General features: G+C 35.5%; 13 protein-coding genes. All 13 read left to right on the forward strand.

Annotated features, from left to right (window positions below):
* Window positions 1–8 precede the first annotated feature (8 nt).
* The 13 genes from fdrA (at window position 9) to C8E03_RS07370 (ending at window position 14,564) form a co-directional block, all read left to right on the forward strand.
* Window positions 9–3,017 (forward strand): bifunctional FdrA/YlbE family protein, encoded by a 3,009-nt coding sequence (gene fdrA, locus C8E03_RS07310; protein WP_094379238.1) that lies wholly within the window; start codon window positions 9–11, stop codon window positions 3,015–3,017.
* An 18-nt stretch (window positions 3,018–3,035) separates the two neighbouring features.
* A complete protein-coding gene (gene arcC / locus C8E03_RS07315) occupies window positions 3,036–3,971 on the forward strand; it encodes a carbamate kinase (RefSeq protein WP_094379859.1) in 936 nt (311 codons plus the stop codon).
* A 12-nt stretch (window positions 3,972–3,983) separates the two neighbouring features.
* A complete protein-coding gene (locus C8E03_RS07320) occupies window positions 3,984–5,597 on the forward strand; it encodes an L-lactate permease (protein ID WP_110290659.1) in 1,614 nt (537 codons plus the stop codon).
* A gap of 13 nt (window positions 5,598–5,610) precedes the next feature.
* Window positions 5,611–5,808 carry a hypothetical protein gene (locus C8E03_RS07325; protein ID WP_110290660.1) on the forward strand — a complete coding sequence of 66 codons (198 nt, stop codon included), beginning with the start codon at window positions 5,611–5,613 and terminating at the stop codon, window positions 5,806–5,808.
* Between the two features lie 83 nt (window positions 5,809–5,891).
* Window positions 5,892–6,896 carry a FadR/GntR family transcriptional regulator gene (locus C8E03_RS07330; protein WP_094379232.1) on the forward strand — a complete coding sequence of 335 codons (1,005 nt, stop codon included), beginning with the start codon at window positions 5,892–5,894 and terminating at the stop codon, window positions 6,894–6,896.
* Window positions 6,897–7,317: 421 nt separating this feature from the next.
* Window positions 7,318–7,956, forward strand: a complete 639-nt coding sequence (locus C8E03_RS07335; RefSeq protein ID WP_094379230.1) for a redox-sensing transcriptional repressor Rex — start codon at window positions 7,318–7,320, stop codon at window positions 7,954–7,956.
* 45 nt (window positions 7,957–8,001) lie between these two features.
* Window positions 8,002–8,247: a (2Fe-2S) ferredoxin domain-containing protein gene (locus C8E03_RS07340; protein ID WP_094379228.1), complete on the forward strand. Its 246-nt coding sequence runs from the start codon at window positions 8,002–8,004 to the stop codon at window positions 8,245–8,247.
* Window positions 8,248–8,295: 48 nt separating this feature from the next.
* Entirely contained in the window at window positions 8,296–9,972 is a 1,677-nt protein-coding gene (locus C8E03_RS07345; RefSeq protein WP_094379227.1) for a [Fe-Fe] hydrogenase large subunit C-terminal domain-containing protein, read from the forward strand.
* On the forward strand, window positions 9,965–11,140 hold the full coding sequence (locus C8E03_RS07350) for a SpoIIE family protein phosphatase (protein WP_094379225.1): 1,176 nt from the start codon (window positions 9,965–9,967) through the stop codon (window positions 11,138–11,140). Before C8E03_RS07345 ends, C8E03_RS07350 begins: the two co-directional genes overlap by 8 nt.
* Window positions 11,141–11,343: 203 nt before the next feature.
* On the forward strand, window positions 11,344–11,562 hold the full coding sequence (locus C8E03_RS07355) for a DUF362 domain-containing protein (protein WP_094379223.1): 219 nt from the start codon (window positions 11,344–11,346) through the stop codon (window positions 11,560–11,562).
* The gene (locus C8E03_RS07360) at window positions 11,563–12,138 is read left to right on the forward strand and encodes a 4Fe-4S binding protein (RefSeq protein WP_094379221.1); all 576 of its coding nucleotides are present in this window, start codon (window positions 11,563–11,565) and stop codon (window positions 12,136–12,138) included.
* A gap of 14 nt (window positions 12,139–12,152) precedes the next feature.
* Window positions 12,153–13,622 (forward strand): methyl-accepting chemotaxis protein, encoded by a 1,470-nt coding sequence (locus C8E03_RS07365; protein ID WP_094379219.1) that lies wholly within the window; start codon window positions 12,153–12,155, stop codon window positions 13,620–13,622.
* Between the two features lie 189 nt (window positions 13,623–13,811).
* Window positions 13,812–14,564: a class I SAM-dependent methyltransferase gene (locus C8E03_RS07370; RefSeq protein WP_110290661.1), complete on the forward strand. Its 753-nt coding sequence runs from the start codon at window positions 13,812–13,814 to the stop codon at window positions 14,562–14,564.
* The last annotated feature ends 14 nt before the right edge of the window (window positions 14,565–14,578 follow it).

Here is a 14,578-nt window from a genome sequence, read left to right on the forward strand (position 1 = left end):
AAATTATCATGTTAAAAACAATTGTTAAACAGGGAAGTTATCATGATTCTGTCGTTTTGATGTTACTTACAAATCAAATTTCTGCAATTAAAGGTGTCAAAAAGGTTTCTATTATGATGGCGACACCTGCCAATAAGGACATATATAAACAAAGTGGACTTGATACAGAAAAATTACAAAGTGCTACAGCTAATGATATGGTTGTTGTAGCTGACATAGAGGATGAAACTTTGTCAGATACCATAATGACAGAAGTAGAAGAATTTTTTAAAAAACAGTCTACAAGAAATAGTAAGGAAGAGGGGGCTGTGAGTGTTAAATCTTGGGAAAGGGCATTAGAGACACTTCCACAGGCAAACTTAGCTGTTATTTCTATTCCAGGAGCATATGCGGCTCTTGAGGCAGAACGGGCGTTAGATGAAGGATTAAATGTGTTCATGTTCAGTGATAACGTTACCGTAGATGATGAGATAAAAATTAAGCAAAAAGCACATAGCAAAGGGCTTTCGGTTATGGGGCCAGATTGCGGAACCGGAATTATCCAAGGTGTACCAATTGCATTTACAAATCATGTTGCACCTGGTCCAATCGGAATAATAGGAGCGTCGGGAACCGGAATTCAGGAATTGACAACAATCATTGATAGACTTGGTGCAGGTGTTACAAATGCAATAGGAACAGGTGGTCGTGATTTGTCAACATACGTTGGCGGTATCACGATGTTAGATATGATTGAGGCGATGGAAAGCGATGTAAGTGTGAAAGTATTAATTATCATTTCTAAACCGCCAGCAAAAGCAGTACGCGATAAGATTTATAACAGATTAAGCAATTTTACAAAACCAGTTATTACGTTGTTTTTGGGAGAGAAGCCAGAATACCACGAAGAGAATTTCTATCATACATATACATTAGATGAAGCAGCTCGTCTTGCAGTAAGCCTTGTAAGAGGTGAAGAAATTAAAACACCTGAAGTGATAATTGACAGGAGCAAGTGCTTCAAAGCAGAAGAGAAAAAGACAATTAAGGCATATTATTCTGGAGGAACTTTAGCAGGAGAAGCAGCCATGCTGATGAAAGACGCTCTGAATATTCAGGTGCCACCAGAAAAAGTGGATGGTTTCATGCTTACCACGGCGGGACATGTTGTAGTTGATCTTGGCGATGATGTTTACACACAGGGTAAGCCTCATCCAATGATTGACCCGGCAAAACGAATTGAGTGCATGAAAGAAGCAATTGATGATGAATCTACCGGAGTGATTTTATTAGATATTATGCTTGGCTATGGTTCTCATGAGGATATGGCAGGAGCTTTACTTCCCTCCATAATTGAATTGCGTGACAAGGCAAAAGCAGAGAATAGAAAATTATTCTTTGTTGCAACCGTATGTGGGACAAGAAGTGACTTTCAAGGCTATGATAAAGCAGTTAACAAATTAAAAAACGCTGGAGTTATAGTATGTGAAACGAACAAACTTGCTGTTCACACTGCCATTTTGGCAATTGGACTGGACTTTCAAGAACCAGAGAAAAAGATTTTACCTAAGACAGTTTCTGAAATTGAGAAAGTGGAAACATCAAAAAAATTAATCCAAATGCTTTCAGAAAAACCAAAGGTAATTAACATTGGACTCAAGAGTTTTTCAGATGTCATAGAACAATTTGGATGCGAAGTGGTTCAATATGACTGGATGCCACCAGCAGGTGGAGATGTCAAACTTATTAAAACATTAAATTTTCTCAGAAACTATGAGTCAATCGATATTGATGATGCGAACCGAAAAGTGATTGAAAAAATAGTGGCAACACAACCGGTAATTATGGATGTGGTTCCAGCAAAAAGCGTAATCAAGGAGCTAAATGAGGGAAAAGTAATCTTACATGCAGGTCCTCCGATTGATTACAAAAGCATGCCAAATCCGATGCAGGGTTCTTGTATTGGCGCAAGTTTATTTGAGGGATGGGCAGAAAATGAAACGGACGCTAGAAATTTATTAGAAGCTGGAGAAGTAAAATTCATCCCTTGCCACCATGTGAACGCGGTAGGGCCGATGGGAGGAATTACTTCGGCGAATATGCCCGTATTCGTAGTTAAGAATATGACAGATGGTAACGAAGCGTATTGTACGTTGAATGAAGGGATTGGTAAAGTTTTGCGTTTTGGGGCATATTCACACGAAGTTGTTGACAGACTTACGTGGATGAAAAATGTACTTGGACCAACCTTAAGTAAAGCGATTAAAACCATGGATAATGGACTAAGTGTAAATCCAATGATAGCAAAAGCGATTGCAATGGGAGATGAATTCCACCAGAGAAATATAGCCGCATCACTAGCTTTCTTAAAAGAAATGAGTCCAATTATTACAAAACTAAATATGGATGACAAAGATCGCTATGATGTAATGAAATTTCTTGCAGATACAGACCAGTTCTTCTTAAATATTATGATGGCTACTGGTAAAGCTGTGATGGATGCAGCACGTATGATAAAAGATGGAACCGTGGTAACTGCTATGTGTAGAAATGGTGTAGAATTTGGTATTCGAATCAGTGGTATGGGCGATCAGTGGTTTACAGGACAAGTTAACACACCTCAGGGGCTTTATTTTACAGGTTACGATGGAGAAGATGCCTGCCCAGATATGGGAGACAGTGCCATTACAGAAACGTTTGGTGTGGGTGCTATGGCTATGATTGCGGCACCAGCCGTAACAAGATTTGTTGGAGCTGGTGGATATGAAGATGCACTACGTACAAGTACAGATATGACAGAAATCACCATTGACAGAAATCCAAACTTTATTATTCCAAACTGGAATTTTCAAGGAATATGCTTAGGAATTGATGCAAGACTTGTGGTAGAAAAGGGTATTACACCAGTTATTAATACAGGTATTGCACATAAAATTGCAGGATATGGACAAATTGGTGCTGGAACAGTACACCCTCCAATTGAATGTTTCCAAAAAGCAATTGAAGCATATGCTGAAAAGTTAGGATTTTCTATATAGATGAGAAGAGAGGATTCTATGAAAAAGAAAAGAGTTGTTATTGCTCTTGGTGGAAATGCACTTGGTAAGGACTATGAAGAGCAAAAAGAGGCGGTTGCAAAAACAGCAAAAGTAATTGTTGATCTTGTTGAACAGGATATGGAGATTATAATTACGCATGGTAATGGACCCCAAGTTGGCATGATCCAGACGGCTATGAATAATTTGATTACAGTTCATGAGAATTATAAAGAAACACCACTACCAACATGTGTTGCTATGAGTCAGGGATTTATTGGAATTGATTTGCAGAATGCAATTAAATATGAGCTTTATTGTCGAAACATAACCAAAAAAGTTTCAACCATTTTGTCCCAGGTAGAAGTGGATTCAAAAGATGAAGCGTTTAAGAATCCAACGAAACCTATTGGTAACTTTTTAACAAAAGAAGAAGCACAATTAAACGAACAAAAGGGAGTTCAATGTATTGAGGATGCAGGTCGAGGCTACAGAATCGTAGTAGCCTCTCCCATGCCAAAACGCATAATAGAACTGGGAACAATAAAGACTTTATTAAATGCCGGACATATAGTAATTACATGCGGTGGAGGTGGAATTCCCGTTATAGATAGAGAGGGTAAATTAGTTGGTGTCAATGCGGTTATTGATAAAGATAATGTCAGCAGCTTATTGGCATCGCAGTTAGACTCAGATTATCTGATTATATTGACAGCAGTGGAAAAGGTTGCGATTAATTTTGGCAAGGAAAATCAGGAATGGTTATCAGATATAACTGTCTTGGAAGCAAAGGAATATATAAAACAAGAACAATTTGCAAAAGGTTCTATGTTACCAAAGATTGAAGCTGCGATTAAATTTGCGGAATCAGGTGAAGAAAGACATACCCTGATTACGTTACTGGATAAAGCAGCATTAGGAATAGCTGGAAAAACAGGAACTGTGATACATAACTAAAGGAGATATCATATGAATGTACCAATAAATCTGTTTATGTGGAGTATGGCATGTTTGCCGATTGTTGTTCTACTAGTATTGATGATTAAATTTCAATGGGGAGCAACGGAAGCAGCACCAATAGGGTTGCTTATAACAGTGTTTACAGGACTTGCGTTTTATAAGGCCGATATTAAACTTCTGGCCTCGGAAAGTGCCAAAGGAATTTGGAGTGCATTAGTTGTACTTATTATAGTATGGACCGCTATTTTATTATATGAAGTTGCGAACGAAGCGAAAGCATTTCTTGTAATACGAAACGGTATGCAAAAATTATTACCCAACGAATTATTGCTTGTAATAGCAATGGGATGGGTGTTTGAAAGTTTTTTGCAAGGAATTACAGGATTTGGTGTTGCAGTTGCAGTTGGTGCGCCATTGTTAGTAGGAATTGGAGTGCTTCCACTTTGGGCTGTTATTATTCCATTAATAGGACATGCTTGGGGAAATACGTTTGGAACGCTTGCAGTTGCATGGGATGCGCTTACCATGTCCGCCGGATTGGAACCAGGTACTGAATTATATTTACAGACAGCACTTTGGGCAGCTATATTTATTTGGGTTTGGAATGTGATTACCGGGCTTGCTATCTGCTGGTTCTATGGAAAAGGAAAAGCGTTAAAAAAGGGGCTTCCAGCAGTACTGATTATATCATTGATTCAGGGTGGTGGACAATTAATTCTCACGCAGATCAATACCACAATAGCTTGTTTTATTCCTGCGTGTATTTCATTAGTTGTTTTATTTGTACTTGGAAGAACAAAAATATACAAGGATAAGTGGAGTGTAGAAGATAGTCGTATTATGAACCGTGAATTTACAGAAGACAATTCTGATAAATCAACTCAAAATATGTCACTTGTGCAAGCGTTTTTTCCATATGCGATCTTAACTGTTATTACTCTTGTGGTTCTTTTGATTGCACCAATTAAAGCATTTTTGGGACAGTTCTCATTTGGACTAGCATTTCCGGAGACTTCTACGGCATATGGATTTGTGAATGAAGCATCGGCAAGCTTTTCACCATTATCACCATTTACACATGCAAGTATGTTTCTTCTGATTGCATCACTTGTAGGACTTTTGTATTTTAGAAAACATGGATGGATTAAGGCGGGTGGCTGTAGAGCTGTTTTTGTACAATCTATACAGAAAACCGTGCCTTCTGGTATTGCTGTGATTGGTTTCATCATTATGTCCAAAATAATGGGTGGAACAGGTCAGACAATGGTTCTGGCTAATGGTATTGCAAATGTCTTAGGAACCGGTTATGCAGTTCTTGCACCTGTAGTAGGTATGCTTGGTGCCTTTATGACAAGTAGCAATATGGCGTCAAATATCTTGTTTGGTGAGTTCCAAATTACTACAGCAAACTTGTTAGGGCTGAAAACAGCTGCGATTCTTGGAGCCCAAACTGCCGGAGGTGCAATAGGAAATACAATTTGTCCAGGTAATATTATCCTTGGTACAACCACCGCAAAAATCCTAGGTAAAGAAGGTTTGGTTCTTAAAAAAATCATGCCAATTACATTATCGGCGGCAATACTTGTAGGAATCATATTATTTTTTACAATCATATTTGCATAAGGAGGAATTACAAGTGGAAAAAAAAACATTTTTTAAAACATTAGAAGGTGAATTGACAATTGCATTTTTTATTATTATAATTGCATTTGTATTGATATTATTTGGTTTAAACAAAACAAATGAGGAATTATGCTTGAGCGGATTCATTCTAATTGTAGCAGCTATGCTATTCTCCCCTTTTAAAGTGTTTATATTACAACGAAATAAATAATATCAAAGAAAAGAAAATTAATCTTTAAAAATAGAATATGCTGACTAATATTGGGAGTAATCAGTGGAGAAATGGAGAGTTATATGAACAATGAACTATTAAATCCTTCCTATAAAAAGGAAAATATACAAATTCTGAGAAGGTATTTAAGATTAACACAGAAAGAGTTTATCAATCAATTTTTGACAGATGAAAATGGAAAGACAACAATGAGTATTTCGACATTATCAAATCTTGAAGCAAAGGGTGGCAGCAGAATTAGTGAAGTTATCTATGTTGTTTCAAAAAAGTTATCTGTTGATCCGTTGATTTTCTCCATGGTTCCAGAGGAATTTTCAGAGAATGTGAGGATTCTTCTTCCAAGCACCATTGATACGGAAAGCATTCGGAATATGAATGCTAAAAAAGGCAATATTGGTCAGTTAATTTATCAACTCACGAGCTATTTTGCGGAACAGATATTTGATGAAAAATTAAAAAAAGGAGATCAAATAGAGTCGGATCGCGTCTTAGCCAACAAATTAAATGTTGGGAGATCCGTAATTAGGGAAGCATTAAAAGTACTTGATGTTCTGGGTTTAATTGATATTCGCCCAGGACAAGGCTCTTTTATTAGCAGTGATGAGTCAGATTTTTTTATTATTCCATTGTCCTGGTCTTTGTTTTTGAATGGGAATCAAGTTGATAATATCGTGACAGTACGAAATCTATTAGAAGTCAAGACGGCAGAACTGGCAGCAGAATGCGATGATAGCGCAAGTTTGAATAAACTTTTTGAAGTGACACATAAAATGCATAATGCTTATTTACAACAAAATTTTAAGGAGTTTCTAGATGATGATTTAGAGTTTCATATTTGTATTGCTGAATGTTCACAGAATAAAGTGATTTATAGCTTAATTCAAACAATTAGTAATTTAATGCGCCATGTGAGTGGAACTGGTATGGTAAATGCTGAGCAATTGAAAGAAATATATGAGGAACATCATAAAATATACGGATTTATACTGGCTCATGATAAGGAATCGGCAGCTAAGGCGATGAAAGAGCATTTAGATAAATCGGGTGACAGATATAATTATAGATAGATGTGCATAGTATTGGATTTCGAACAATAAATAAACTTTATTTAAAAGCTTTTGGAATAATCATGTTGATAAAAAACCTTATGTTAACGAAAACCTGTTGATATAAGGTTTTTTTTTGTAGTGTTTTATGATATCATGAGAAATATGCTTCATATAATTTATTTTTAAAACCATTGACAATATTTAATATCGATAATATAATATCGATATAGGTTTATCTAATGCATAACAAAGCAAAGTTTTGAAATGTATTGTAATAAATCATTTACTCATCGCAAAACTTCTTAATTGTTTACCTCTAATTAGATGTATTTGCCAAAAGGGCTACGGCATTGCTATTGCAGCCGTATTCCTGCGATGAGCACAGATAAAGCGTGATATTGCCAATTGATAAATATATTCAAAAAAGGAGTATTATTTTATGGAGAACAAGAAACCGATTTCTCTGCAAACATTAAAGCGTTTGCCAATTTATTTGCAATATTTAAAGGCTTTGCAAAGAGATAGTGTGAAACACATATCATCAACTTCCATTGCGTTGGCTCTTGGTCAAAATGACGTTCAGGTGAGGAAAGATTTGGCATCTGTCAGTGATAGAGGTAAGCCTAAGATAGGATATGTATTAATTGAGTTAATTTCGGATATAGAGAGCTATCTTGGATATGACAATGTCCAAAATGCTGTAATTGTAGGCGCAGGTAATTTAGGACGTGCGCTTTTGTGTTATCATGGTTTTTCTAATTACAATTTGGATATTGTAGCAGCGTTTGATAATAACGATGATATTATAGGTAAAATGATAAAAAATAAGCAGATTTTTTCAATAAACAAGCTTAAAAATTTATGTGAACGAATGAAAATAAAAATTGGTATTATTACAGTACCAGATTACGAAGCACAAAAGGTATGCGATCTAATGGTTGAGAGTGGTATATTAGCAATTTGGAATTTTGCACCAATCAATTTAAATGTTCCAAAAGAGGTAATCGTTCAGAATGAAAATATAGGAAGCTCGCTTGCTATCTTATCAAAGCATCTGAAAGAAAAATTATACAAATAGTTTTACATTGATGTGAATCGTTCAAGATAAGACGGAGGATAATTTATGAAAATTACAGTTTGTATAGGAAGCTCCTGCCATTTAAAAGGATCTAGATTGATTGTAGAAGAATTTCAACGTTTAATAGAAAAATATAATTTAGGCGATACCGTTGAGCTTTGTGGCGCTTTTTGCATGGGGAATTGCATGGAAGGGGTTTGTGTCAAAATAGATGAACGTATGTTTTCGTTAAGAGCAGATAATACGAAAGCATTTTTTGAAAATGAAGTTTTAAATAGATTAAATACATAAAAACGAGTTCTCGCATAAGTGTGTTTGTGAAAATGGAGGAAGAAGCAATTGAACGATTATTTAAAATTCAAAAAATCAAATTGCAAAAATTGTTATAGATGCATACGGCACTGTCCAGTTAAATCAATTCGCTTTTCTGATAATCAAGCAAATATTATTAGCCAAGACTGTATATTGTGTGGACATTGTTTTTTGAATTGTCCGCAAAATGCAAAAGAAATCAGAAATGATATTGAAAAGGCAAAAGCGATTATAAAAAGTAATGTCCCTGTTTACGCTAGCATTGCGCCTTCCTTTGTTGCTAACTATGATAATGCAACCATCTTTTCGATGGAAAAGGCATTAAAGCAGCTTGGTTTTTTAGGAGTGGAGGAAACTTCAATTGGAGCTACTATTGTAAAGAAACAGTATGAGGACTTAATTAGTGAAGAAAAGCAGGAAGTTATTATTTCCTCCTGCTGTCATACAGTTAATTTGTTGATACAAAAATATTATCCGGAGGCTTTGCCTTATCTGGCTAAGGTTGTTTCGCCAATGCAGGCGCATAATAATGATATCAAACGAAGATTCAAAGGAGCCAAGACAATTTTTATCGGACCTTGTCTTTCCAAAAAGGCTGAGGCAGAGAGCTATAAAGATGGTGTAGATTGCGTATTAACCTTTGAAGAGCTTTCAGCGTGGTTAGAAGAAGAAAATATTCAATTAGAATATATTCAAGATACCCATGAAAAAGGACTTGCAAGACTGTTCCCAACTACTGGTGGTATCTTGAAAACATTAACTGTAAAAAAGCCAGAATATTCCTATATTGCTATCGATGGAATTGAAAATTGTATGAATGCTTTGAAGGATGTTATTAATGGAAAACTTGGTAAATGCTTTATTGAAATGTCTTCCTGTATAGGCAGCTGCATTGGTGGTCCTGCTATGGATAAAAGTCATCGTTCTCCAATTAAAGATTTTCTGCGTGTTCATGATTATGCAAAGGAAGAGGATTTTGATATCTTCGATTATACAGAAAATGAGCTGAATGTTAATTTTAGTTCACTTGCAGGAAGTAGTTTGGTCTTTGATGATGCTGCAATTGAAGAGGTTTTAAAACAAATGGGGAAAACAAAGCCGGAGCATGAACTAAATTGCGGAAGCTGTGGGTATAATTCATGCCGTGATAAAGCTAAAGCAGTATTGGAGGGTAAGGCAAACATTGGTATGTGTCTGCCCTATCTGAAAGAAAAAGCAGAATCCTTTTCAGATAATATTATTTCAAATACTCCAAATGCAATTCTTGTGTTAAATGAAGAATTAAAGGTTCAGCAAATCAACCATGCAGCATGTGATTTACTTAATATTGCAACAGCGACGGATATTTTGGGAGATCATGTAGTTCGTATTCTAGATCCCTTTCCATTTTTTGAGGCATATGAAAATGGGAAAAATACTTATGATAAGAGAGAATATTTTGCGGAATATAGAAAATATGTGGAGCAGACTGTTATCTATGATAGGAGTTATCATATTCTGATTTGCATTATGAGAGATATTACAGAAGAATCAAGGCAGCGTCAGCAAAAGGAAATTACAAGGCAAAAAACAATAGAAATAACAAATAATGTTATAGAAAAGCAAATGCGCGCCGTTCAGGAAATTGCATCTTTACTGGGGGAAACAACAGCGGAAACGAAAGTAGCACTTACTAAGTTAAAGGAGTCTTTGTACGATGAATAGTTTGTGTACTGACATAGGGTATTTAAGCTTGAATAAATATGGAGAGCAGCTTTGTGGTGATCATGTAGAGGTTGTACTAGAGGAGGATAATTCAACCGTAGTTGTATTAGCTGATGGATTAGGCAGTGGTGTAAAGGCAAATATATTGTCTACCCTGACTTCAAAAATAATATCAACTATGATGGCTAATTCACTAAGTGTTAGTGAATGTGTTTCTACAATGGTTGCGACACTTCCAATTTGCAAGGTTCGCCAAATAGCATATTCTACGTTTACGATGATACGTATTTTTAATAATTTGGAGGCAGAAATCATTCAGTATGATAATCCACATGTGATTTTACTTCGAAATGGTAAGAATTATGATTATCCAAAAACCTCTGAGATGATTGATAATAAAACAATATACAAATCGAAAATTAATCTTTTGGAAGAGGATACCTTTATATTAATGAGCGATGGCGCCATTCATGCGGGCGTTGGACTTACACTAAACTTAGGGTGGCAGAGAGATGATATTATTCGGTTTATGGAAATGATATACAACGAGGATTTTACAGCCAAAACTTTAAGTACTATGTTGATTGATCAATGTAATTCCTTATATGCAGGAAAGCCGGGAGATGATACAACAGTTTGTACTGTAAAGTTAAGAAAAAGAAAAGCAATGAATCTTCTGATTGGTCCGGCATCCGATCCGAATGATGACCAAAAGATGATGGCATTGTTTTTTGCAAAGGAAGGTAAGCACATTGTTTGCGGTGGGACTACTTCGACACTTGCGGCAAGCTATTTACATAAAACGCTAGAGATAGGCATTCCACAGTATATCTCTCCTGATATTCCGCCAATTGCCAAAATAGAAGGAGTGGATTTGGTCACAGAAGGAGTAATTACCATTAATAAAGTATTAGAATATGCGAAAGATTATCTAAAGGACAATAGACAATATACTTACTGGAGTTACAAGATGGATGGAGCTTCTATGATTGCCAGACTGCTGTTTGAAGAAGCAACAGATATTAATTTTTTTGTGGGTAAAGCAGTGAATCCTGCGCATCAAAATCCTAATTTACCGATTGGATTTAATATAAAAATGAGTTTGGTTGAAGAGCTTGCAGCATATTTAAAGGCAATGAACAAAAAAATAAAAGTAAGCTATTTTTAGCAAATTTAAGATTAATGCAGTTCATATAAGATGTATCACATTTTGTATGGACTGTTATTGTTATATAGGAAATACTGGTTATGTTAAAAGATAAATAATTCATGATTAACATTATAATCCATGATGGACTTGTGTTATGTGATATGGTCACAGATTAAATGCTGCATAATGGATATGATAGGTAAAAACATTATGGAGGAACTATGACAGGTAGAAGAATAAAAAAATACGCAGTAGTGACAAAAAGATATTGTGTGGGATGTGGAAGCTGCATCAAGGAGTGTCCTAAGGAAGCAATCAGCGTCCCAAATGGGGTATTTGCCATTGTCGATTTAGAAAAATGTGTGGGATGTGGTTTATGTGTTAAAATATGTCCTGCATCTGTGATTCATATAAAAACAGATAGTAAGGAGGCGTTGTAAATGAAGACAAAGAAAAAGAACTGGTATGACTATCTATGGGTATTGTCAACGCTTTATATGGTGATAGGATTTTTTAATATTCTATTTGCGTGGCTTGGCATGATTTGTTTTTTGGTGCCTCTTGCAATTTCAATCATAAATGGAAATAAAATATATTGTAATAAATATTGCGGAAGAGGGCAATTATTTGATTTGCTGGGAAAACAATTAAAACTCTCAAGGAAAAAAGACATACCACATTTTATAAGAAGTAATTGGTTTCGATATGGCTTTTTGATTTTCTTTTTAATGATGTTTGCAAATATGCTCTTTTCTACTTATTTGGTTTTTATCGGCAGCAGTGGATTAAAGCAGATTGTAAGCTTATTATGGAGCTTTAAGCTACCTTGGCATTTTGCTTACCGTGGCAGTAGTTTATCACCGTGGGTTGTGCAATATGCATTTGGCTTTTACAGCGTGATGCTTACGTCCACTGTTTTAGGTTTGATAACAATGCTTTTATATAAGCCTCGTTCGTGGTGCGTTTATTGTCCAATGGGCACTATGACACAAGGAATATGCAAGATAAAGAATTGAAAGGAGACAAAATCATGTGGGGAAAAAACAAAAAGACATGTTCAGAAATGGAATGTATCATGGAGTACGTTGAAAGCTCACTAAAGGGAGAAAAAATCGAGTGCCCTCAAAGTATGCATCCTTTGCACAGTAAGGTAATAGAACAGTTTCGAAAATTATTAAGCAATGAAAAGAGAATGTCTGCTGCTGCCAAAGAAGTATTAGATGTAGCTAGTTCAATTAGCTCTTATGACGTTGAGATGACACATATATCAAAAGGACTGACAAATTTTGCAGGTGAAATGGCAGGTTTAAGTGAATCTAATTTGGCAATCGTGGAAGAGACAAATGCAACTATGAATCAGGTAACTGACAGCATTGAAGCTACCTCTGTCACCTTGGAAAGACTGGCAAAGGAATCAGAAGTATTTGCAGAAAAAAATAATAATAGCGTAGTCTTACTTCAAGAGGTGAATGATTTAAAGGGAAATTTAATTGATGATACCAATACAATGAATGTAAAAATTGAACAATTAGTAGAATTGACAACAGAAGTAGGGAAAATAGTTGCAAGTGTACAAGAAATAGCAAATCAGACAAATCTTTTGGCATTAAATGCAGCCATAGAAGCGGCAAGAGCAGGTGAGCATGGAAAAGGTTTTTCAGTTGTAGCAAGTGAAGTTAGAAATCTGGCAGATGATACAAAAAGAAATTTGGATGGAATGCGAAAGTTTGTGGATAAAATATATTCTGCGGCAAATGACGGTAAAGCAAGTATGACAAGAGCAATTGAATCAACGAACTTAATGAGTCATAAAATAGACAGGGTATCGAATACGGTAGAGGACAATGTTAATATGCTGCATACCCTTGTTTCTAGTGTTGAATCAATCAATGATTCAATGCGTGAAGTGAAAACAGCGGCCGAGGAGATTAACAAGGCAATGGAAGCCTCAAGTATCGATGCTCAGCATTTAAGCGAAATGACACAAAATATTCATCATGATGCAATTCTTAGCGTAGATTATGCAAAAAACATATCGAAAATTGATGATCGATTGTCAGTCGTGGTTAATAATCTATATGAGGGACTTAAGGATGGTAAGCATGCACTTACAAATGAGCAATTATCGGAGGTCATAAAAAAAGCAGAACAGTCCCATAAAGATTGGATGAAAAAAATAAATACCATTGTTGAAAATATGGAACTGTTACCCTTGCAGACAAATTCGCATAAATGTGCTTTTGGTCATTTTTACCATGCAATTGACATAACACATCCAAGATTAATTAAGGAGTGGAAAGAAATAGATGTATTACATGATTCCTTTCATAGAAAAGGAGATGACATTATTAAGTATGTGAAAGAAAATAATCGAATTAAGGCAAAGGAACTTTATTTGCAGACTGAAAAAATATCAGAGGAAATGATTATTAAATTAGAAGAGGTTTTGAGTATTATTACTTCTATGAGTGAACAGGGAGTAAAAATATTTGAATCATAATGAAATGTGTTATCTCAGTTTAAAGAAGAGGTGCCTCTAAGCCAAAAGATACGACCACAATGGGACAAAAAGATCTTGGAAGAACTTTAATTGAGATCGATTTATCAATAGGAGAATGAGTATGGTCAAGCATAGAAAAGACAAATTATTTTGCAACTCCAATGTTTATGATAACGGCGGTGATATAAAATGACCAAAATAAGAAACAAAGCTAATATACAGGAGGAAACAGTAGCAAAGGAATTTATCAAAGAGTATTGGGAAGAACGAAGTAGCGGTTTTACCATTTTAAGAAAGGCAGAACTCAACAGCAATAAATATATACGATGGAAAGAAGAAATAAAGAAAAAACTACCAATTGCCGGATTAAATATTCTAGACGTAGGCTGCGGTTGTGGATTCTTTTCTATTTTGCTGGCTGAATTAGGACATCAGGTGACTGGTATTGATATTACGCAATCTATGATAGAACAGGGAAAGCTAATGCTTCATGGAGCATCTGAAAAGATAAATCTATTAACTATGGACGCAGAAAAGCTGACTTTTGACAAGGAGAGTTTTGATGTGGTAATTGCCAGAAATGTGACATGGAATCTGACAAATCCCAAGGAAGCATATAAGCAATGGTTAAGTGTGTTGAAGTCAGGAGGAATTTTACTAAACTACGATGCAGAGTATGCGAAGGATCATCACAAACAACAAATTAATTGTGCCAAACATGCTCATAATCAGCTTTCCAAGGAGGAACTGGATAAATGTCATCATATCTATCATATGCTTCCAATCAGTGCTCAAATCAGACCTGAGTGGGATATTCAAATATTAGAAGAACTTGGTTACAAAAGCATTGAAATTGATAAAGGCGTAGGAGAACGAATATATTTGGAACAGGATGAATTTTACATACCAACACCAATGTTTGGAATTAAGGCAGTTAAATAAAATGATAGTAGAAA

It is taken from the genome of Lachnotalea glycerini, from assembly GCF_003201285.1.
GTDB lineage: Bacteria > Bacillota > Clostridia > Lachnospirales > Lachnospiraceae > Lachnotalea > Lachnotalea glycerini.

What these genes read in the sequence shown, in the direction of transcription:
- C8E03_RS07370 (WP_110290661.1), top strand. Translation starts at nt 13,812, where the DNA reads ATGACCAAAATAAGAAACAAAGCTAATATACAGGAGGAAACAGTAGCA.
- fdrA (WP_094379238.1), top strand. Translation starts at nt 9, where the DNA reads ATGTTAAAAACAATTGTTAAACAGGGAAGTTATCATGATTCTGTCGTT.
- arcC (WP_094379859.1), top strand. Translation starts at nt 3,036, where the DNA reads ATGAAAAAGAAAAGAGTTGTTATTGCTCTTGGTGGAAATGCACTTGGT.
- C8E03_RS07350 (WP_094379225.1), top strand. Translation starts at nt 9,965, where the DNA reads ATGAATAGTTTGTGTACTGACATAGGGTATTTAAGCTTGAATAAATAT.
- C8E03_RS07360 (WP_094379221.1), top strand. Translation starts at nt 11,563, where the DNA reads ATGAAGACAAAGAAAAAGAACTGGTATGACTATCTATGGGTATTGTCA.
- C8E03_RS07335 (WP_094379230.1), top strand. Translation starts at nt 7,318, where the DNA reads ATGGAGAACAAGAAACCGATTTCTCTGCAAACATTAAAGCGTTTGCCA.
- C8E03_RS07365 (WP_094379219.1), top strand. Translation starts at nt 12,153, where the DNA reads ATGTGGGGAAAAAACAAAAAGACATGTTCAGAAATGGAATGTATCATG.
- C8E03_RS07330 (WP_094379232.1), top strand. Translation starts at nt 5,892, where the DNA reads ATGAACAATGAACTATTAAATCCTTCCTATAAAAAGGAAAATATACAA.
- C8E03_RS07355 (WP_094379223.1), top strand. Translation starts at nt 11,344, where the DNA reads ATGACAGGTAGAAGAATAAAAAAATACGCAGTAGTGACAAAAAGATAT.
- C8E03_RS07340 (WP_094379228.1), top strand. Translation starts at nt 8,002, where the DNA reads ATGAAAATTACAGTTTGTATAGGAAGCTCCTGCCATTTAAAAGGATCT.
- C8E03_RS07320 (WP_110290659.1), top strand. Translation starts at nt 3,984, where the DNA reads ATGAATGTACCAATAAATCTGTTTATGTGGAGTATGGCATGTTTGCCG.